Origin of the sequence: Paenibacillus sp. NRS-1760 (assembly GCF_050467785.1) — a bacterium.
Taxonomy (GTDB): domain Bacteria; phylum Bacillota; class Bacilli; order Paenibacillales; family Paenibacillaceae; genus Pristimantibacillus.
The window spans coordinates 33,906-54,120 of sequence record NZ_JBITPK010000018.1; the positions used below are offsets into that span (position 1 = coordinate 33,906).

Genomic DNA, 20,215 nt, shown 5'->3' on the forward strand with positions numbered 1-20,215 from the left:
TGTTTGCTTTTCATCGCTTATCTTTACTTATTAAAAGAGAAATGAGGAATTAAAATGGGGAACAATAATAATATGGTTTGTGATCTACAAACAGGCGTATGCGGGGTAGCTGAAGAGGAGGAAATGGAGAATATTGATTTTAATCAGCCCACAAAAGCAGTTAATCTTTACTATGTGACCGATCCTATTTGTTCGCATTGCTGGGCGCTTGAACCTGTGCTTCGTCGTTTTGTAGAGCAATACGGGAACTTTTTTAACTTCCATACGGTTATGGGCGGTTTGCTGGAAAAATGGCATGATGGACCAATCGATCCGGCAAACGGCATTCATAAACCAGCCGATGTGGCCCCTCACTGGAGAGAAGTTGGAGAGCATTCAAGAATGCCAATTGATGGGACTTTAATGATAGATAATCCAGTTCAATCATCCTACCCGCCTTCTCGTGTATTTAAGGTGATTCAAAAAAATCATACTGATGCAAAAGCAACAGAATATTTGCGTCGTTCAAGAGAAGCACTGTTTGCATTTAATCAAAATATATCAGATAAATCGGTTATGATTGAAATTACAAATCATATCGGCCTTGATGGAAAAGCAATTGTAAACGAAGCTGAACAACAGGTAGGTCTTCAATTGTTACATGAGGATTTTGATCTAGTTAGAAGGTTGGGTGTCAGAGGTTTCCCTACCATTATTATGACTAATGAAGAGAATAAAGGCGTAAAAATTGTTGGCAGCCGTCCGTTGGATAACTATGTTGACGGTTTGAAAAAAGTTCTGAATCTCGAAGATTTACAACCCAAACCAGTCCCTTCCCTTGCTGACTTGCTTGAAAAAGAAAAGCTTCTTTTCTCCAAAGAAATTGAAGTCATGTATGATGTTGAACAAGCAGACGTAAAATTTCTTATTGAACAAGAGCTTCCAACAAATCATTATCAAGTGAACGAAATTTTAGGAGAATTGTATTTTACCGCTACTAAATAAACAAAGGAAGTGACTATAATGTCGTACGTATTACAAGTGGATTTTAAAATGAATGGACCGTTCGGAGATGAGATGGCAGAGGCGTTTTCTGATTTAGCAAAAAGTATCAATGAAGAAGATGGATTCATGTGGAAAATCTGGACAGAAAATTCCGAAAAAAATGAAGCCGGTGGAATTTATTTGTTTGAAACAAAAGAAACGGCTGAAAAATATAACATTATGCACACTAGCAGATTAGCTGACTTTGGTATAACAGATATCAATGCAAAAATCTTTTCCGTCAATCCCAAACTTACTGAAATCAATAAGGGACCTGCTTATTGCAATGAGAGTTCTAGTCCGGGAAATCCTACTTCATAGTTACCAACTCCTTCTATTCTATGTATATTAAAGCCCTAGCGTAGAATACGTTCGGGCTTTAAATGGCAGGTAAATGTGGCTCTTAAAATGCTAATTACTAACGAGCGACACAAAGCACTCCACATGTGTGGAGTGCTTAACATAGCGATATAAACCATTACAAAGCTATTACCTTCGGCAACTCGACTTCCATCAGAATAACCTTGTATTACTTGTTCGCTAGCGCCATAACAATCCACGAAGTACCTTTAGCATCTTACATGCTTGCGTTTGAAACCAAGCCGCTGTTTATCAACTGCTTTTTGAATCTGTTCAGATGCGACCAAAAAACTGCTTTTTTTCTTGTCCCGATTAACTTCTACCGGGCCTACTTCCAATGCGATCTCCATTGCTTTATCATGGAGCCGCATGTAGGATACCCCTACTGTGTAAATAAAATTATTCATTGCATATTTTGTTCGTTCGGGAGCATCATGAATCGTATTTTTCACAGTTTCGAGCAGATTGGCCATTTTGCTTTCGGTAAATTCATCATCCGGCCGACTCCCCAAAAGCCAGCAGTAACAGCTCCAACCCGCAGACATTTTCAGTTCTTCTCCGCTTGCGATCCATTTGTCAGCCACTTCTTGTGCAATATCGGCTTCTGCCAAGGTTACCGCAACAACATAGTCGGACAGCATATAAAAATAAGCTCCATCCATCCAACGGTCATAATCCGCTTCCGTCATCGCATTGGGATCTGCAATAATTCCGGCAAAATACATGGCGTCGTAGTTCCCTGTAGCATAAAGCTGCTCAGCCAACGGTTGATTTATTTTTGTTTTTTTGAAAATGGGCTTCATTTGGCCTGTAGCAACACCAAAAAGCGGTTCCTGTGCGCCATTGGATTGGTATATTTTTTTAGTTCGATCCTTGCCAAGAGTTTCAAGCTCCTGCATAACCATTTCTAAATTCATTGTTTTACACTCCCTTTTGAGATTTTACCGTCTTCTCCTACACCAGCCATTTGTTTCCGTTGCATTAGTAACTACTATCCTATTTCAATGACTTTCTATGAAAAAACCACAGACCAGTAAGATTTTATTTATCCTTAAAAATCATTTTTCGCGTCCGTTTCACATCAAAACCTCAACGAAGACAAGTATATGTTACCACTATTTGAGCATAGAGAATATGAAATGAAGCTAAAAAATCATTCCTTGCTAGAGCACAACCACATGAACCATACATGGGATTATATCTAGCTTCGGCATTTCATGCTTGAACCTGCTCCCTTTGCTGTTACTTCATTTTTCCAGTATGTCGTTCAACGAAAAAAATGCCCCAGAGAAAATTCTCTGAGGCATTTTTCCAGTATGTCGTTCAACGAAAAAAATGCCCCAGAGAAAATTCTCTGAGGCATTTAATCAATGGAGCATCACTGCTCCTATTTCTTTTTTGCCACTTTCTTGTTCGCGGCTTTTGTCCCCGCCTCTGCTACAACAACAGACTAACGATATGTTCTGGATTGCTTCGCACTCAAATAATCGTGCAGCTGCCCGAAGTCGACGGAATAAACATTTTCCATACCATAGTAGCCCTCTCGCTGTCTAATTACACTGGAAAACTTGGAATAAAGGCGATTTAGATATGCGTTATCAATCTGAGCATGAAATTGAACAAACTTTACGCTAGAGTTTTCTGCAGCTATTTGATTCAACATATAGTGGAATCCTTGAGAAAAGAGGCTGCTGCTGCGATAGGATGGCAGTACAATTACGGAATTGATAAAGACGATATCCCCTTCGGGATCGTATTCATATTTTGCATTGACATAGCGATAATGCCCCCAGCCTATGAGCTGCTCATTCTTATCGAAGATTAGCAGAATTTCAGAGTCATGAATCGATTCCAATACGTGAAAAAGCGCGTCGCCCAATGAGAATTGGCGGCTGAATTCCTTGCGGTTGCGTATAAAATATAGCGTAAACTGTGCATAATCCTCATCACTTTGACACTTCCTATAATGGGCAAACATGGGTTACTGTACCTCCTAACCGTTCATATGAGTAGAGTCGTCACATAAATCGCAAGAGAGCATGCCTTAGGAAGGAAAATAAACCTCCTGTCGGAACTTCAACACGTATGCCTGCCATTCACTGAATCTAGCATGGTATTCATCAATCACGCCTTGTACGGTCTCCCAGGTATTCTTTCTCTCCGCAATCTTGGACAGCAGCTTATGCAGCCTAAGATCGACCGGTACCCAGAATCGGAAATCAGTGATCGGCTCAGACAACTGTGCGATATACTGTGTTAGAAATTGTAGGCTTTCCAAAAAGAGTCGACTTCGACGATACGCATCAACAATGAAGACAATCTGAATTTGCGCTACATGCGTATCCTCATATTGATTCTCCGCGGTTCCGCAAATATAGCCGAACGCCCCAATGATTTCATCTTCTTCGTTAAAACATAAAAAAGCTTCTTTTTTCATCAGAACCGAGCTTGCCAGAAAACTCAACGAGATCGGATAAGAATATGGAAGCTTCAATTCCTTGTAGTGCTCCAGCAAAAACACAAGATATTTATCCTGATAGCTCTCTGTACTACAGACCTGGAAGTAATAGCACATACGACTTATTCCAACTCCTTATATGCTTTTAATCTGTTCTTCCCTTACAGTATCTATGAGAATAGCGTCCACTAGAAAAAGCTGCCCCCGAAAGTCCAAAGACCCGGGTGCAGCTTTTGACCTAATCTGAGACTTACTTCGCGGAAGCTGTTCTCAATTGCTCGTTGCTGGTTAGCAGATTAATTACAATTTGCAGAGGCTCTCTGCCGCCTTTGTTACTGAGGCCAGTTCTTACTGGAAACATATGCAAGTCACCCCCTTTCCTTCGACATGAGATGCTCAAGAGAATTGTCTTTGCAATCCCATATTTCGTCATAATACTACAATTTATTTTGCTCATCTATACCTATAAAGAGGTATCTTCCTTCCTCTACTTTCGAGGCATTGTTGCTCATTTGAATTGCCATCATTGGTACATCCCCCCGCACCTTTCTCCCATATTGGAATGTCCTTATCTCCGCCTTTAGCAGCATCCAATAAAGGAGCGCTGCGGTTTCGGCAAGAGGAACGAACAGGCTTCCTTCTACGCCATGTACGATCATTCTGCGGTTCATAGTATAAGAATCATGGCAATCCATCGTTTGCTTCCCTTTAAACCTTTCAACCTCATCCTCTGCTCTTAGCTTTTATGCCCTAAAATTTTATAACTCCCACATACGTACATCCCCCCACAATCAGCGCCGCTATGAAAAAAATACCGAAATACCACTTTGTAAATTTAAAGCTCGTACCTTCGCCGTCCCACCATATCTTAACGAAAATAACAACACCAAAAAGAATAATGCTAATAAAAGCAATGAAGGCATCAAACATCTCTTATCCACCTCAACCTCTCTAAATTGGTTCTATACAGTTCAATTCGTTGTGTTTATAAAATAGAATAAGTTTTTCAATTTCTCTATACCTATAAAGGAGTATCTTCATTAAAAGCATTATGCGCACGACAGTACATACTACCTCTTTAGAGGTATGGCGTTTTCCACTATGGGGTTTTATGATATCGATAGATTTTCCTTGGGAATGAGTGAACCAGTATGAAAGGGGATTAAAATGTTAGCAATGTCAACAACAGCCCGATCGGGCGGTAAACGAACGGCCCTCATTGTAAACTTGGTCATCCATATTCTCTATATCCTTTTACTGCCTGTATGGTATTTTTTGTCCATGTTCTCCGTCATGCTGTTTGATGCGCCAGGCTCTGAGCAGCAATGGTTTGTATTGGTTTTCTACTATGCTTTAAATAGCTACCCCTACACCGTCCTGGGTGCAATTGTTTTGTCCTGGATCATCTATAAAAAAGGAATCTACAAATGGACTTATCTGATTACATTCATTCCAACTTTAATCCTTATTGTGGGTACCGGACTTATGCTTGTCTTCGGCGAATAGCAGGAAATGTCCATCCGCAATTTTTATCGTTTTTTATCGTTTCCTGTCTGTAATAAGATCAGCTCTTCCATTACAATAGGGTATAATCGCTAGTAGTTAATGTTAGAGGTGTTGGAAAATGACAGTGAAAAATTCTATGGAGAATGACCCCGTCAAATCAGAGCTTGGCAGGCTTTCCTCTGATTTGACGTTAAACCATGAAACAGGTGTGACACTTAGGGAATTTATGAATAGTCAAACGTGCATGAAGCCGGATGTGTTTCTCATCCTTGCCAGGGCAATTGCGGCCTCTGTCGGAAAACTTCATCAGCAACAGATCATTCATCTAGATTTACGACCAGAACGTATTGGTGTTCTTTCGAATGTAAACGAGGCATATTTAACCGATTCAGGTTGTGCGGTACATCGTTCGAAGGATGGCTATGTCCGTCCCCTCTACGGCATTATTGAATCAGGCCTGCCCTATTGCTCGCCTGAGCATACCGGCAGAATGTTACGAACCGTAGATGAGCGTAGCGATCTCTATTCATTAGGCATTATTTTCTACGAAATGCTGGTTGACCATCTGCCATTTCTAGCCGACGATCCACTCGAATGGGTATATATGCATTTGGCGCAAAGCCCCCCGCCGCTATTGAATCAAAGAATAGATTTACCCGACGGTCTAGCCGCTATTGTTATGAAGCTATTGGAAAAAAATCCGGATAATCGTTACCAAAATACCGGTTTTCTAATTGCTGATTTGGATAACATAGGACGTTCTAACGATACGTTCCTCATGGAACCGGGTTTTCACGGCAGAGAAAATGAAATTTCAATGCTTACACAAGCCTTTTATTCCGCTTGCTTCGGATCAACAGAAATGGTTTACATCTCTGGTGAAGCAGGAATCGGCAAAACAAGCTTGATGGAAGAGATGTTCCGTAAACAGCAGCATTCAAGAGATTTTTTCTATATTACAGGAAAATTCGAGCAAATATCGAAAGAAAGCCCATATCATCCCATTATTCAGGCATTTCGCGGATTAATGCGTCATTTGCTAGGGGGACGAAAGGAGCAGTCTCAGCTTTGGAGACGAAAGCTGCGAGAAGCTTTGGGCTCAAATGCCCATGTTATTACAGCAATAATTCCTGAAGCTGGGCTGATACTAGGAGACTCGCCTGCTTCGGAGGAGCTTCCGGCCAACGAGTCGAAGAAACGGTTCATTTATGTTTTTCGCAAATTTGTACAATCACTAGCTTCTAAAGAACATCCTCTCGTCCTGTTTATCGATGATTTGCAATGGGCGAATTCTTCATCTCTACAGTTAATTCACGCACTCTTAAACGATCCGGAAAGCCAATATCTGCTGTTTGTATGCGCTTATCGCCATACCGAAACAGACCGAAGCAAGCTGCCAGGGTATGAAGCGGACGGCAGCGTTTCCGATCACGCGCTTGTCCGTCATATTCATTTATCTCCAATGAGCCTTACGCAAATGAACTGTATCGTTATGGAGACGCTGAATAGCGAAGCCGGCACTGCCTTGTCTTTGACGGAATTGCTGTACCATCAATCAGGCGGTAATCCGTTTCACTTCAAACAAATATTGCTTCGCTTGCAGGACGACAGCATTCTGCTTTACAACCACGAGAAACGATGCTGGCAATGGAATTTGGGACAGATTATCGAGCAGGAACCCAGCTATGCGATTCATGATTTGATGGCGCACAAATGGCATCGTCTTTCGAGTAATGCGCAGGAGATGCTCAAGGTTGCAGCCTGTGTAGGAAGCATATTTCATCCCGATTTGATCTCTAGCGTTACAAATCGGAACATTGAAGATATCGTTGCAGAATGGTCCGCGATTGAAGCTGAAGGGATGATTTTGCCATATGAATCAGATAAGTATCGTTTTGCCCATGATAACATTCAGAAGCTAATATACAGTCAGATGGATAATGAGACGAAACAGGCTTTTCATATCCAAATAGGCAGATGCATGAACGGTAAAAACGCCGAGTATGGAGAGAATTCATTTGCTATTGTCAACCATCTGAATAGAGGCTCGAAACGAATAACGGACAGGCAGCAGCTGCTTCAGCTCGTAAAGCTGAATCTGGATGCGGGACACCGCGCCAAAGCCTCTTCTGCCTTCGATATTGCCTTAGGGTATTTCGGAAAAGGGGTGGGACTGCTGCCAGCGGAAGATTGGGACTATGAATTCGAGCTCATCTTCGAATTGCATGCCCAAAAAGCAGAATGTGAATATTTATGTGGCAATCATATGAAGTCAGATCAGGAAATCGATTTCTTGCTTGGTCGTGCACGCAATCCAGTTGAGCGGAGCAGGGTGCAAATGATCCGAATTATGCAGTACATTAATCAAGGTAAATATTTGGAAGGCACTGCTCTTGGTCTTGAAAGCCTGAAGGAGCATCAAATACTTATTTCACCCAATCCGGGAAGCTTCATGCTTCTAATGGAAGGACTGCGAATCGAGGCGTTACTGCGCAATCAGTATGACAGACTCGCTCATTTGGAGGAAATGTCGGATAAAGATCGAATTGCCGCAATGAATTTGATTTTTGCGATTACCCCCTCTACCTTCTTCACCAACAAAAAGGTCTATTTTCTGCTGATGTGCAGAGCCATTCAACTATCGCTTAAATACGGAAATACCCCTGCTTCGGCAGCAGTCTATTCCGCATATGGCATGATTTTGGGGAATGCGTTAGGCAAGTCTGATAAGGGCTACGCCATTTGCAAGGTAGGCGTGGAGCTTTCCGAGCGTTACAATATCACTTCAATAAAAAGCAACACCTATACCATATTCGGCGGGGTACTCTGCCAATTTGCCGGAAATGCCCGCGAAGGAGACGCTTACTTGGCAAAGGCGCTGCGTTTCGGAATGGACTCGGGGGACTATGTGTTTGCTAGCTATGCCATTGGCGCACATATCAACTCCTTGTACACTAGAGCGCCATTAAGTGAATTAGCCAGAGCAATAGCGGACTATATGGCGGTCCTTGATACAACGAATGATGAATTCGTGAGACAAAATTTCTATCTGTATCAGCAAGTTATTCTCGCTCTCCAGGGTGGGACGGATGCACCGGACTCGTTCAGTGGTGCTGGCTTTGAAGAAGAGGAGTTTTTAAATCGGATCCACAAAGAGGAGACTTCGGCCACAACCTTATTTCAATATAGCACATATAAAACTCAGCTATGCTATATACTGGGCAGCCATGAGGAAGCTATCCGCTGGGCTCAGCAAGCGAAGTCTTATGAGGCATATGCCACTCATTTGCCTCATTTGCCAGAATGCCTATTTTATGAATCACTCGCCACATTCGCCAAATATACACAGTCGCGTAATGGGTCATATAAGAAGAAAAACATCATTCGCAATCTGAGTCGTTTCAGAAAATGGGCGGCATGGAGCCCTACTAATTATCAGTCTAGGCAGTATCTCCTTCAAGCTGAATTTGCTCATGCCTCCAGCGATTTCGCGATGGCTGAGGAGCTGTATGACAAGGCTATACGCGAGGCTAGGGAGCAAGACGATTTACAGGTGACAAGTCTTGCAAGCGAACTTGCGGCTAACTACTATTTGAGACATGATAAGAGAAAAACGGCTTTATTTTATTTGCAATTAGCTATCGATGGCTACAAGCGATGGGAAGTGTCCGTGAAAGTAATGCAACTGGAGGAGCTCATGCTGCACTGGCAGCGGCATGAGGATGCGGATCAAACGTATGTAATCCCACCTACAGCAGGACGAAGTGATACAGAGCAGGCAGCAGGAACATCAGGTTCTCGGAACGAGCTTCATTCCGTGGACAGCATTGATCTCGCGGCAATCCTTAAAACAACTCAGGCGATAACGAATCAGATGGACATGGATACTGTGCTTGCTGAAATCATGAATACCATTATGAAGTATGCAGGTGCAAGTAAGGGCGCTCTGCTAACGGGCAGCAATGATGCTTTATATGTGCAAGTATATGCGGATTCAGAGGCAAAAGCTTATACGCCTCCTTTAGAATTATATGATAGTTCCATCTTGCCGGAAGGGATCATCCGATATGTTTTTCGTACACAAGAGAAGGTCCATTATAACGGAGGAGAAGAGAGTTGGCTAATTCATAACCCGTATATGGCAAAGCACCAACCTGAATCAGCCCTGTGTATCCCCGTAACTGTTCATGGCACTATGCTGGGTGTTCTTTACCTTGAAAACAAGCTTGCAAGCGGTGTATTCCCCTACGAGCGCATTGCTATTCTTCTCGCTATGGCGTCACATGGAATCTTCATGTGCGTGCTGCAAAGCTCGTCAGACCAATCCTATATAGAATCGGATTTGGAGGAAGACCAGCCACTGCCGGGTGGTATGGAGGAACCTCTGACGGATCGTGAGCTGGAGGTTCTAGCCTTATTAGCCGCAGGATTATCCAATAAGGAAATTGGCGATCATCTCATTATTGCCACAGGTACGGTGAAGGTGCATGTAAAAAATATATTTGCTAAATTAAAGGTCAACCGGCGCATAAACGCAGTAACCCAAGCTAAGGAACTAAAATTAATTGGTAAGAACACACGTCATCCTATTTCATGATTATTGTGGATTTGATTGATGGTGGTGTGAAGAAGCTTGCCTTGGAGGAAAGCTCCCCTCAAGGAACGGCATTCCGGTTGCTTCTACCCAAAGCTTTAGAAGAACGGAATAGGGAGTTTAGATGCGGCAGAGGAACCGCAGCATCTAAACTCCCTATTTCTTTTTTTTCACTTTCTTGTTCGCGGCTTTTTCAATATTCTCAGCTACTCTGTATTTTACGATCTCACCAATTAATTCGTAAGGTATAGGCTCGTCTAAAGGGAAACGAATCGACCCTTTTGCCCCTTTATACGGGGATAATTGCTGTTTAAAGGCCTCAATTCCGCTTGGAGCCGGATATAAGCCGATATGATTTTTGTAAGCAGCAAAATGAACAAGGTTCCCATGGAGCACGAAGGTCGGCATTTGATAGCTGATTTTTTCTGTCGCTTCTGGTGCAGCCACTTTAACCACGCCTCTTATCTTCTCCAAGATGTCCTGAATCTCAGGAGGGTAATTGGAGATATACTGATCGATTGTCTCAAATGTGATTTTATTGCCGTCCATGGCTGCTCCTTTCGGACCTTATAGTTATTTGCGGCGCTTCTGAGCCATTCTCGAATAAATGATGAATGCTGCGACAAGCATGCTAATGAAACCAACATTTTCTGCCGGTCCCTGTTCCATCCCAAATACCATACAAAGATTCGTAATAAGGCTTTTTACAAGCAGTGCTATGACAATCAGCATTAACGGACGAATAAAATTATATTTCTTCATTTAGTACCACTCCTGACGACGCCCATAGTAGATCAGCTCCCGCTAAAACTAGAAATTGTAATCGCTTTAATAGGAGTAATCCCGGCAAGTATACCAGTTTCCAGCCTGATCGTCCAACCTTTCCGCACAGCTCTAGCTTCTACAAAGCCAGCGCCTGACCATGCCTTGCTAGATACTCCTCATTTTCTTTGTAATCCGGAATGATGCTTCCTACGCGTCGCCAAAAAGAACGGTCATGATTTATATGGGTAAGACGGCAAAGCTCAAGGATGATTATATAGTCGATCACCTCATTAGGAGCCATCGCACCTGACTCCCCCCATTATATCCCCATCTTTAACAGCCAAGCAGAAAGCTTTTCCTCCCGCCCCTTAACATCGTCGCTATCAAAACGATATTTCCCTAAATACTGCTCGCCAACAATCTCTCCATCCTCCATCAACAGGACGCGCTCGGTTTTGGCAGCGACCTTGACGTCATGCGTGACCAGCAGGATGGTGGTTCCGGATTGGTTGATACTGCCAAGCAGCTCCATGATGTCAGACGTCGCTTTCGAGTTTAGTGCTCCCGTCGGCTCATCTCCGAGAATGATCTTCGGCTGGTTCATGAGCGCCCGGCAAATACTCACCCGTTGGAGCTGTCCGCCGGAAGCCTGCGTTATATCGCGATCTGCGAGCGCAGCGATTCCCGTTTTCTTCATCAGCTCCTCCGCTCGCAGGCGGATGGAGTCCCGGCTCTCTTTGGCTGCAAAATATTCGGAGAGAATGATATTATCGAGCATGCTGAGATTTTTGAGGAGATGGATCTGCTGAAAAATAAACCCCATTTTGTTCTGGCGCAGCTGATCCAATTCCTTCTCTGAAAGGGAGGAAATATTTTGCCCATCAAACAAGACTTGTCCGGAAGTCATCCGATCCATGCCGCTAATTGTGTAGAGCAAGGTCGACTTTCCCGAGCCTGACGCCCCCATGACGGCAACGAACTCGCCCTCATGTATCTGCAGATTAATATTTTTCAGTACGGCTTGTTCTTGCCCTTTGCTTATTGAATAGGTTTTATTCAGGTCTGTAATCTCCAATATGTGGTTCATGCTTTATCCCCTCATTCGGTTATCATTCTCGTCATGCTGTATTTTTTCATCGATAGCGTGCCTACCAGCGTTGCAATGGTGACAACTAAACCAAGAGCTAATGGATACAAGAAATAAGATACCCATGGGTTCGTCACAAACTGGATATTGGAGGCTCCCATCGAAGACATCAGCATACCTACCAGACTTTGCCCAAACGTATGGGCCATAAGCGTACCCATGAGAATACCGCCTGCAAGCACAACCAGTATCCGTATCACGTACTGCTTTCGAATATGTGCGGCGGCAATACCGAGGCTTCTCATAATGGCGATGCCGGAATAATCTTTTGCGGTCAGCAGCTTTAAGAAAAGCGAAGTAATCAGAATGGAGATAAACACAGCAATGATAACGGCAAGTACCGTAACCATCTTGATCTGCTTAATCGTCGAGCCGAGTGTCTGATGCATATAATCTTCGAGATGCGTCACTTTCACCCCTGGAAAAAGACCCGTATATTCGGTTATTTTGGCCCCTATATCGCTGCCATGTCTAATGTCCGCATTAAAGGTATACCAGAGTACATCCTCCGGTTGATAGGGCAGCAGCGCTTTGGCTGTTTTGCCGCCATTGGTCACGTCCTGATAAATGCCGCTAACGGTCATCTCATCCTGCTTACCGTTAATAACTAATATCAGCGCGTCTCCCACTTTTTTCGACAGAGCGTCAGCGTTCAGACTGGAGAGAGCCATATCGTTTTTGTTGATAGGAGCGTTGCCGCTGCTGTATTTCAAAGGAAAAATCGAGAAATCCCCCGTTTCAACCTGTATGCTCTCTAATGCTCCTTCACTTCCTACGACGCTGTATTTACTCGTCACGAGCGGAGAAAATTTCACTATATCCGTATCTTGAGCAAGGTAATGCTGAACTTCGTCAAATTTATCCTGCATGTGATCGGATTGCTGCAAATCCATTCGCATATCGCTTTGTCCAACCCCCATATACGCAACGAAGCTAGGTGACTGCATCGTATGCAAGAAATTGACCGGAACAATGATGATGAAGAAGCAAATGACAAAAATAATAAACAATAAAAGATACATTTTAAACCGTCCGACGACATCTTTCAGCGCCAAAAATACGTTAACACTAGGAATTCTGCTTTTATAAAGCGGCAACCGCTTCGTATTCACCTTAAGCTCGCCCATCGCACCGGCTCGCAGCGCTTCAACCGCCGAGATTTTATGAAATCGTCTCAGCACAAGGGTGCAGAAGAGCAGAACGAAAGCAAACACCAATCCAGCTACCAAAATAGGAATCAAGCTTTGCAGAATGCTTTGCGGAGCAATCCCGATATACAACGCCATATTGGATAGGAATAGCGGACGAATAAAAAGGGAAACCACATATCCGAAAAGACTAGCGCCCCCCGCCAGAACAATATATTTGGTCAAATAGATGTTGCGAATATGCTGTTGACGGATGCCGAAGGCTTTCATAACGCCAATCTCTTTATAATCCTCTTCCAGCGTGGTCAGTATGGTGAACCGCAGACACAGCACCGCAATAAGAATTAATAAGCTGCTGACCAGAAAAATGATGACGGCGACCACCCCGTCCGTTAATGCATGAAGCATCTGGAACAAGGAATAGTCAATAGCAGGGCCTTTTGCCGGTAATCCGGCTGACTGGTATGCTGTCTTGAATTCATTGAGCTTGCTTAGATCCTTAAGCTGAAATGCAATCATATACTCCGTTTCACCGGTCATGCTCTTCAACGCTTCATGATCAGCTTCGCTTACGACGAATCGCTTGGAGCTGATAATCGAAGGATTCATTTGAACATCCCGCACAAAGTCTGTAATGGTGAACGTCATGTCTGATGATCCAGCCGAAACTCGAATCGTATCGCCCAGGTTCAAATGATGCTGCTGCCTATAATAAATAGGAACCGCAATCTCCCCGTCCAAAACCTCAATCCGCTTATTTTCCAGTGTAAGTAAATAATCAAAGCTCTTGTTCTGCACGACAAAGCCGTTATCCATTACGCTGCTGCTATCGGCTTCCTGATTGTCGCCAAAGAAGAGATTAGCATTGTCGATCACCAGCATTTCAGAGATTTGCTCACGCTTGACAAGGGAGTTCTCTGCCGCAAAGCTCTGAATGGCAGCTCTATCCACGGGTCCGGCGTGCATCTGCACGTAGTGCGGCGCACTAGATACAGTAAACAAATGGTTGATGGAGTGGAATAGCTGCGTCATCATCGTTGTCCCGCTGGAAGCAAGCAGCACAGACAGCATAATGAACACGAACAGGATAATCGTAATCGCCTTATTTCGTTTAAAATCTTTTTTTAATATTTTCGCTAGCATGTCAGCCCCTCCTTTCCTTACTTTGTCTCCAGCGCCCGAATCGACTTCATCCTTGCCATAATAAGTGCTAAAACGATGACCAAAATGCCAGAAATAATAAATAACAAGCCGATACCGCGCCCTTGGCCGCTGCCAATCCATTTTCCAACCGTGGAGGCTAGAAGCCCTCCTTCATCCATTAGAGGATTAAATATATGGTCGGATAAAAGACCCGCCGATGCATACGCAGCGACATAGCCGAATTGGGAGACCACTCCGATCATTCCCCAAGCTCTGCCTTGTGCTTCGTTTGGTATATTTGTTCGAATCAATACATCCGCGCTTGTATTAACGAAGGGCAAGGTTGCAAAAAACAGAAAGCCTGCGGCTGCGATTACGTAAATATTCGATGATACTCCAATAAGCGAGAAGAAAATACCAGCGACCAAAAGACCGACCGACAGCACGCGCGTATACCGCTGATTAACGTTGAAGACGCCAATAAACAAGCTGCCAAGCAGCAGCCCTGTCGCACTAACCGATTGGACGATCCCTAATGTCTTGGCATTAGATAACGGAAGCACCATGGGCGTAAATAAGGTTTGCAAAATGCCCATATAAAAGGTGACCACGGTCATTAGCAGCGTGAGAGTAAAAACCCCTTTTCGAGAGACAAGGATACGCCATCCCTCTTTCAAATCTTTTGCTAAGCTAAACTTCTTCTTGCTGACTGGCTTAGCAACCAAGCATCGGCGAACGGCGGAAATCGTAATGATCGTGATGAATACTGTGCTTATATCGATAATCAGAAGTGCCTCGATATCCACCACAGCAAGCAGCATGCCCGCAAGGACAGGTGAAAATAAATATTTGGAGGAGCCGGCAAGCTGCACCAGCCCGCTCGCTTTCGCAAACTGCTCTTCGGGCAGCAAATCTGTGATCGTCGCTTTATAAGCCGGATCGGTCAACGATGCGAATATAGAGCTGATCGTTACCCCCACACAGAGCTGCCAAAGCTGTGCCTCGCCTGAGAACATGACGATTAGAATGTAAATAAGCCCAAGCGCCGAGCCGCCATCACCGAGCAGCATCATCAGCCGTCGATCAAATCGGTCCGCCAATACACCGCCAACTGGACTTAACAGGATCATCGGCAAAAAGGTGCACAGCGTCACGAGTGACACTGCCGTGGCGGAGTGGGTCGTCTGGAAGACGTAAACCCCTAAGCCGAACGCGGTTAAGCCGCTGCCGATACTGGAGACCAGTTCCCCGAACCATAGAATGATAAATTTTCGAAAAGCATTATTCGCCATTCGGCTTACCGTCTGCCGCGTCTGCTTGCTCAAACAGCCTTGCCACGTAAGCGAAGCTGCCTTTCTCTGCTCCAAGCAGCGTCTCCATGGCATAAATGAAGCCTTGAATTTTTTGAGATATCTCCTGCGGCTGCCAGTTGAATATGCCCTCATCAAATAGGGTTACAGCAGACACAAGCAGTAGCTCTATTGCTTCCTTCGGATATGGCGTGGCAAACAGCTTTTCTCTTATTCCTTGCTCTGTAACCTCCTGCAAAATAGGAGTCAGCTTGCGCACCGTCTCTGACAAGCTTTTTTGATGCATTTGGGCGTTATTGACGTCATGCAACGTTTCAATAAGCTGGCTTTTTGAGCTGTTTGAGGCCGGCTTTTGCGCGAGCATGATGTACAGAAACTTTTCGTGGACGGTAAGACTAGTATTCGCGGAGATTTCTTTGGCTGCCAGCACCCCGCTATCCACAATTCTGACGACGATTGCATCCATCACTTCTTCTTTCGATTTGAAGTAATAGTAGAAGGTTCCTTTTGCAATTCCGATTTCTTTTAAAATATCGTTAATCGTTGTCTTGTCATATCCCTTGCTATGGAATAAAGCTTCCGCCGTATCCAATATTTCATTTTTTCGTTCTTCCGGCTCTTTGAGCGTTCTCATCAAGATTCCTCCGTTCATTAGACCGACTGTCGGTCTATAAAAGGAATTATAGTATATGAGCCTTATTTTGTAAATAGCGGGGCTGCATCAGGCTTATTTTCTCTATTTTTTTCATGTAAAATAAGGACCGCTGGGCTCCTCACCCAGCGGTCCTTATACGTTTTAGCCGCGCAGCCTTGAAAGGAGCTCCGATCGCTGCTCCGCTAGCCCACCCGCATTATAATCCGCATATTCGAACGACTCTGCGAATGTGACGTTTCCAGCCTCTTCAATTCCGTAATCCCGCTCAAGCGCCGGAAGCATTTCTTTCGATACTCGGAAGAACGTCGACCACCCTTCCAAAATAAACTGTCGCTTTCCTTCCCAATCAGGAGGCACCGGTTTCGTCATCCCCTGCTCGAAAGGGGCAAACTCATAGAACTGAGTATCATGGGAGTGACATGCAAGCAGCTTCTTCTCCAGCACTTGGCCGATATCGATGACGATATCCGCTTTATACGATGCGCGCATGGAGTAATCCGGCATCAGCAGAAACAGCGGTGAATCATCCAAACAAGGCGTATCAGGAACGATATTCGGCACTTTGGCTACGAACGCGGAAGCATCGGCAACGACTCTCCCCGCATATCGATTATCCGTATGCGTGCCCCCTTCCGGATGAAAGGCAATGACGATATCCGCCTTCCAGGAACGAATTCGCTGAATGACTGCTTCCCTTAGTTCCAACGTTGGAAGAAGCGCTCCGTCATGGTTGCCAAGGATCTCATACTCCGCAACGCCTAAGTGCTTAGCCGCTTCCATCGCTTCGGCAGCTCTCCGCTTGGCAAGCGCTTCGCCTGACATCTCATAGTGTCCAGCATCCCCGTTGGTCAAGGAGAGATATTTCACCTGATGGCCTCTTCCGGTCAACAATGCCGTCGTGCCCCCAGCGTAAATTTCGGGCTCATCCGGATGAGCAGCGATGACTATGACTCGAAGGACGTCCTTCACACGATCACCTCTTCCTTCAACTTCTCTATAAACACGCGAACCCGCTCTACTGTCGAACCTGAGTTGTAAGACGCGAGCTCGAACGGCTCAGCGTATTGAAAGCGGCCCGCCTCCAACTCCCCGTACAATTCCACGAGTGATGGTGTCATCTCTTTCGAAACGTACAGAAAATCCGATAAGTCTCGCAGCAGCCACTCCCGTCTATCCTTCCAGACTGCGGGTACCTCATCAAGCCTTCCTTTCGTCCAAGGCTGATATTCGAAAAACTGCGACTCATGCGCGCCGCAGCCAAGCAGCTTGCTCTCCAGCGCTTCATCGATTCCGACGACAATATCCGCGCTGTATTTCTTCTTCATGGAATAGTCCGGCATAAGCAAATACAGCGGCGATTTGCGTAAATCTCTCGTATCCGGAACGACATTCGGAACAAACGCTACGAACGCCGCAGCATCGCTTACCGCCTTGCCTGCATACCGGTTGTCCGCATGAGTGCCGCCTTCCGGATGGAATGTAATGACGACATCGGCCTCCCACTCCCTAATCCGTTTAATAATGGCATTGCGCAGCTCAAGCGTCGGCAGCAGTGATCCATCCCGGTTGCCCAGAATTTCGTAATCAGAAATACCTAAGTCAGCTTGCGCTTTCATAGCCTCCTCCGCTCTTCGAAGCACAAGCTCCTCTCCCGATAATCGAAAATGCCCTCCGTCTCCATTAGTAAGCGACAGAAACTTCACCCGATGGCCGCGCCTGGCAAGCAGAGCTGACGTGCCTCCGGCATACTTCTCACCCTCGTCTGGATGCGCGAATATAACAATCACATTTAACGATTCACTCATTCATGATAGCTCCCTTCAGATTCGAGCGGTAATCGCTCGGCGTAACGCCAACTTCTTTTTTGAACACGGTAAAAAATGTGCTTCTTGATTGGAATCCCGACTGTGCAGCAATCTCGGCAATCGTCTTGTCCGTTTGGACGAGCAAATATTTGACGAGCTGAATGCGCTCATTTAGGATATAATTCGCAACCGTAATCCCTGTCTGCTCTTTGAATAGTGTGCGGGCATAATTAGTGGATAGTGATACGTGATTAGCCATTTCATCGATCGTTAACATGGGATTGTGAATGTTAAGCCTCAAATATTGAAGCATTTCCTCCACTCGCTCGTCTCTTCTGTCACCCACGCGGCGCTCATACAAGCTGTCTATAATAACCTCGGTATCTTCCTTCAGCTTATCCATCGCTTCATCCAGCGTGTTAAATCGATCCAGCTCCGAGCGAATGCCGTTCATACTAGAGGAATTCATTACTTTGCCGAATGCCTTGTACAAGTGATAGATTAGAAATGTTAGTTGCAGCTTGCATTCGTCATAAGACATTTGGCGCAGCCTGTTCCCAGCTTCGTCCAGCAGGCGCTTGGCCTTATCGGTCTGTCCTAACCGAATGGAGTCAATGAGTTCTGGTGGAATTGTATTGTCGGGTAATTGTACCGAGCTTCTTGCTTCGTTTTCGTAATCTGATTCTTGATAAATACGGCTTTCCCCATCGATAAAGCTAAGCGTTGCAAGCTGAAAAACCTTGTCGTAGACAGCTTTCATGTCGCAGTCCGGCTTCTGGAGCTCACTTAATCCAACGGTCAGATTTAGCTTCAGCCACTTGTGCACATGGTCATTAATTTCTTCGAAGCAGTGAGGCAGCTCCTTCTTATCTCCTTCGGCACTGACTCCGATAATAAAGACGAGATGATTGCCTCCAAAATCAATGCTTTCTACCTTCCATGACTTGTGTGCAACAGTCTCGCAGGCAATATTGACGATCGTGCCCTTAAGCGTTTTGCGGGAGGAGAAATCATATTTCTCGGATAACGCCATATAGGAATCGATTCTGCATACAGCGACAACGATGCTGGTGTAATCCAGAATCGTACTGGCTTCCTGAAGCCGCTTGCGGGCCGGGCCTTGCAGCTTGCCCTCATTGACCCACTCGCGCAGGTCGTCTTCCTTCTGCCTAAGCCGCCCATCCTGAACCGACTGACTCAACTGCTCAATCCTCTCCGAGAGAATCCCGAAGCCTTGCTGAATCTGATGAACCTCGTTCTTTGGCAGCAGCCTTCTTCTCCAGCCGCTGTCCGTGGCCATTTCGACCATGCTCGATATTTGCCTTGCCAACTGGCTTACGGGACGATGATAGCTTCTCGCATTCCAAAACAAGATCACGATTAACGATAGCAATAATCCGAGAAACGAATACAAAATTTTGTGTTTGAAAGATTCCACTTTGCGGAACCAGTCGTCCATTCTTGCCGAGTAATAGATCGTCCAATCCTCAACGCCTGCCAGATCATAGGAAACGATCCACTGGCTGTCTTGGACGCTTGTTCGGAATGTTTCTTTGCGCTGTTTCTTGTCCTGCTCACTCAGCTGATGGAGCAGGCCCTCGTCAGATTGGCCAATAATGGGCTCGCCATTGCCATCTGCCACATGAATGAATACGCCGCTATCCTTGTTCAACTGCAGCATAGACTTCTGAATGGCATCGCTGTTCAACCGAATAACCAGAAAGCTCTTCGAACGGTCTTTCTCAAGTCCGAACGGCAGCAGGATGGCAAGACCTTTGTGGCCCTGAAACAGCAGCTTTGTCATACGGAAATAATTCGGAGAGTCTCCTTGCACGAGCTCTTCCATGCCATCAATCAGCATTTCATACGCCGGAAGCATCCCCGTATCGTAATCAAATACGCGTCCTAAGTTAGCATTGTACACAACAACGGATTCGATGAAAGGCTCATTAACGAGTCTTTTCTTCAATAATTGCACCATTCCATTAAGCACGAACGGATCTTCTTCCCGCAATTGTACCCATGTCCTGATTTCCGGCTCTTCGTATAGGCTCAGCGTTACCCGCTTAAGGCGGTCGAACGTAAAGACGAGATTTTCTTTCGTTTGTTCCAGCTTATAACGGTCATTTCGCTCAAGCTCCTGCGAAGCATACTTGGAATACTGGTTCGATAAATAGAAGGAGAAGGGAATGACGGTCATGCTGAACAAAATAACCAATATCAGAAAGACGTGCAGATAAGCCTCAGCTTGGATGTATTTACGCATGTAATCCTCCCCTCTCCCTCTGTTTCACTATGACG

18 protein-coding genes and 1 pseudogene are annotated in these 20,215 nt (G+C 45.1%); 4 read left to right on the forward strand and 15 right to left on the reverse strand.

Annotated features, from left to right (window positions below; all coding sequences use genetic code 11):
- Window positions 1-54: 54 nt before the first annotated feature.
- Window positions 55-984: a DsbA family protein gene (locus ACIFSR_RS25695; protein ID WP_339207028.1), complete on the forward strand. Its 930-nt coding sequence runs from the start codon at window positions 55-57 to the stop codon at window positions 982-984.
- 18 nt (window positions 985-1,002) lie between these two features.
- Entirely contained in the window at window positions 1,003-1,344 is a 342-nt protein-coding gene (locus ACIFSR_RS25700) for a monooxygenase (protein WP_339207027.1), read from the forward strand.
- Between the two features lie 248 nt (window positions 1,345-1,592).
- Here ACIFSR_RS25700 and ACIFSR_RS25705 read toward each other — a convergent pair whose 3' ends face one another.
- The 5 genes from ACIFSR_RS25705 to ACIFSR_RS25725 form a co-directional block, all read right to left on the reverse strand.
- The gene (locus ACIFSR_RS25705) at window positions 1,593-2,300 is read right to left on the reverse strand and encodes a DNA alkylation repair protein (protein WP_339207025.1); all 708 of its coding nucleotides are present in this window, start codon (window positions 2,298-2,300) and stop codon (window positions 1,593-1,595) included.
- A gap of 533 nt (window positions 2,301-2,833) precedes the next feature.
- The gene (locus tag ACIFSR_RS25710) at window positions 2,834-3,361 is read right to left on the reverse strand and encodes a GNAT family N-acetyltransferase (RefSeq protein WP_430060984.1); all 528 of its coding nucleotides are present in this window, start codon (window positions 3,359-3,361) and stop codon (window positions 2,834-2,836) included.
- Window positions 3,362-3,427: 66 nt separating this feature from the next.
- Window positions 3,428-3,958, reverse strand: coding sequence for a hypothetical protein (locus ACIFSR_RS25715; RefSeq protein ID WP_430060986.1), 531 nt, complete (start codon window positions 3,956-3,958; stop codon window positions 3,428-3,430).
- Between the two features lie 320 nt (window positions 3,959-4,278).
- Window positions 4,279-4,536 carry a hypothetical protein gene (locus ACIFSR_RS25720; RefSeq protein WP_430060988.1) on the reverse strand — a complete coding sequence of 86 codons (258 nt, stop codon included), beginning with the start codon at window positions 4,534-4,536 and terminating at the stop codon, window positions 4,279-4,281.
- 55 nt (window positions 4,537-4,591) lie between these two features.
- Window positions 4,592-4,771 carry a hypothetical protein gene (locus ACIFSR_RS25725; RefSeq protein WP_339207020.1) on the reverse strand — a complete coding sequence of 60 codons (180 nt, stop codon included), beginning with the start codon at window positions 4,769-4,771 and terminating at the stop codon, window positions 4,592-4,594.
- Between the two features lie 237 nt (window positions 4,772-5,008).
- Here ACIFSR_RS25725 and ACIFSR_RS25730 point away from each other — a divergent pair, with 237 nt between their 5' ends.
- Both ACIFSR_RS25730 and ACIFSR_RS25735 read left to right on the forward strand, forming a co-directional pair.
- Window positions 5,009-5,347, forward strand: coding sequence for a hypothetical protein (locus tag ACIFSR_RS25730; protein WP_339207018.1), 339 nt, complete (start codon window positions 5,009-5,011; stop codon window positions 5,345-5,347).
- A gap of 118 nt (window positions 5,348-5,465) precedes the next feature.
- Window positions 5,466-9,944 (forward strand): helix-turn-helix transcriptional regulator, encoded by a 4,479-nt coding sequence (locus tag ACIFSR_RS25735; RefSeq protein ID WP_430060990.1) that lies wholly within the window; start codon window positions 5,466-5,468, stop codon window positions 9,942-9,944.
- Window positions 9,945-10,097: 153 nt separating this feature from the next.
- Here ACIFSR_RS25735 and ACIFSR_RS25740 read toward each other — a convergent pair whose 3' ends face one another.
- The 10 genes and pseudogenes from ACIFSR_RS25740 to ACIFSR_RS25785 form a co-directional block, all read right to left on the reverse strand.
- Window positions 10,098-10,490, reverse strand: a complete 393-nt coding sequence (locus ACIFSR_RS25740; RefSeq protein WP_339207016.1) for an iron chaperone — start codon at window positions 10,488-10,490, stop codon at window positions 10,098-10,100.
- Between the two features lie 24 nt (window positions 10,491-10,514).
- Entirely contained in the window at window positions 10,515-10,703 is a 189-nt protein-coding gene (locus tag ACIFSR_RS25745; protein WP_076271073.1) for a hypothetical protein, read from the reverse strand.
- A gap of 139 nt (window positions 10,704-10,842) precedes the next feature.
- Window positions 10,843-11,010: pseudogene (locus ACIFSR_RS25750) on the reverse strand (M48 metallopeptidase family protein); the annotation flags it as partial.
- Between the two features lie 15 nt (window positions 11,011-11,025).
- Window positions 11,026-11,793: an ABC transporter ATP-binding protein gene (locus tag ACIFSR_RS25755; protein WP_339207013.1), complete on the reverse strand. Its 768-nt coding sequence runs from the start codon at window positions 11,791-11,793 to the stop codon at window positions 11,026-11,028.
- 11 nt (window positions 11,794-11,804) lie between these two features.
- On the reverse strand, window positions 11,805-14,144 hold the full coding sequence (locus tag ACIFSR_RS25760; protein ID WP_430060993.1) for an FtsX-like permease family protein: 2,340 nt from the start codon (window positions 14,142-14,144) through the stop codon (window positions 11,805-11,807).
- A 17-nt stretch (window positions 14,145-14,161) separates the two neighbouring features.
- Window positions 14,162-15,511, reverse strand: coding sequence for an MFS transporter (locus tag ACIFSR_RS25765; RefSeq protein ID WP_430060995.1), 1,350 nt, complete (start codon window positions 15,509-15,511; stop codon window positions 14,162-14,164).
- Window positions 15,426-16,088: a TetR/AcrR family transcriptional regulator gene (locus ACIFSR_RS25770; protein ID WP_430060997.1), complete on the reverse strand. Its 663-nt coding sequence runs from the start codon at window positions 16,086-16,088 to the stop codon at window positions 15,426-15,428. The genes ACIFSR_RS25765 and ACIFSR_RS25770 overlap by 86 nt, the downstream gene beginning before the upstream one ends.
- A 162-nt stretch (window positions 16,089-16,250) precedes the next feature.
- Window positions 16,251-17,078 (reverse strand): PIG-L deacetylase family protein, encoded by an 828-nt coding sequence (locus ACIFSR_RS25775; protein WP_430060999.1) that lies wholly within the window; start codon window positions 17,076-17,078, stop codon window positions 16,251-16,253.
- The gene (locus tag ACIFSR_RS25780) at window positions 17,075-17,914 is read right to left on the reverse strand and encodes a PIG-L deacetylase family protein (protein ID WP_430061001.1); all 840 of its coding nucleotides are present in this window, start codon (window positions 17,912-17,914) and stop codon (window positions 17,075-17,077) included. The genes ACIFSR_RS25775 and ACIFSR_RS25780 overlap by 4 nt, the downstream gene beginning before the upstream one ends.
- Window positions 17,907-20,180 carry a helix-turn-helix domain-containing protein gene (locus ACIFSR_RS25785; protein ID WP_430061003.1) on the reverse strand — a complete coding sequence of 758 codons (2,274 nt, stop codon included), beginning with the start codon at window positions 20,178-20,180 and terminating at the stop codon, window positions 17,907-17,909. The genes ACIFSR_RS25780 and ACIFSR_RS25785 overlap by 8 nt, the downstream gene beginning before the upstream one ends.
- Between the last annotated feature and the right edge of the window lie 35 nt (window positions 20,181-20,215).

Bases quoted from the DNA above. Each gene is read 5' to 3' on its own strand.
- ACIFSR_RS25695 (WP_339207028.1), top strand. From the start codon at position 55: ATGGGGAACAATAATAATATGGTTTGTGATCTACAAACAGGCGTATGC.
- ACIFSR_RS25700 (WP_339207027.1), top strand. From the start codon at position 1,003: ATGTCGTACGTATTACAAGTGGATTTTAAAATGAATGGACCGTTCGGA.
- ACIFSR_RS25705 (WP_339207025.1), bottom strand. From the start codon at position 2,300: ATGAATTTAGAAATGGTTATGCAGGAGCTTGAAACTCTTGGCAAGGAT.
- ACIFSR_RS25710 (WP_430060984.1), bottom strand. From the start codon at position 3,361: ATGTTTGCCCATTATAGGAAGTGTCAAAGTGATGAGGATTATGCACAG.
- ACIFSR_RS25715 (WP_430060986.1), bottom strand. From the start codon at position 3,958: ATGTGCTATTACTTCCAGGTCTGTAGTACAGAGAGCTATCAGGATAAA.
- ACIFSR_RS25720 (WP_430060988.1), bottom strand. From the start codon at position 4,536: ATGGATTGCCATGATTCTTATACTATGAACCGCAGAATGATCGTACAT.
- ACIFSR_RS25725 (WP_339207020.1), bottom strand. From the start codon at position 4,771: ATGTTTGATGCCTTCATTGCTTTTATTAGCATTATTCTTTTTGGTGTT.
- ACIFSR_RS25730 (WP_339207018.1), top strand. From the start codon at position 5,009: ATGTTAGCAATGTCAACAACAGCCCGATCGGGCGGTAAACGAACGGCC.
- ACIFSR_RS25735 (WP_430060990.1), top strand. From the start codon at position 5,466: ATGACAGTGAAAAATTCTATGGAGAATGACCCCGTCAAATCAGAGCTT.
- ACIFSR_RS25740 (WP_339207016.1), bottom strand. From the start codon at position 10,490: ATGGACGGCAATAAAATCACATTTGAGACAATCGATCAGTATATCTCC.
- ACIFSR_RS25745 (WP_076271073.1), bottom strand. From the start codon at position 10,703: ATGAAGAAATATAATTTTATTCGTCCGTTAATGCTGATTGTCATAGCA.
- ACIFSR_RS25755 (WP_339207013.1), bottom strand. From the start codon at position 11,793: ATGAACCACATATTGGAGATTACAGACCTGAATAAAACCTATTCAATA.
- ACIFSR_RS25760 (WP_430060993.1), bottom strand. From the start codon at position 14,144: ATGCTAGCGAAAATATTAAAAAAAGATTTTAAACGAAATAAGGCGATT.
- ACIFSR_RS25770 (WP_430060997.1), bottom strand. From the start codon at position 16,088: ATGAGAACGCTCAAAGAGCCGGAAGAACGAAAAAATGAAATATTGGAT.
- ACIFSR_RS25780 (WP_430061001.1), bottom strand. From the start codon at position 17,914: ATGAGTGAATCGTTAAATGTGATTGTTATATTCGCGCATCCAGACGAG.
- ACIFSR_RS25785 (WP_430061003.1), bottom strand. From the start codon at position 20,180: ATGCGTAAATACATCCAAGCTGAGGCTTATCTGCACGTCTTTCTGATA.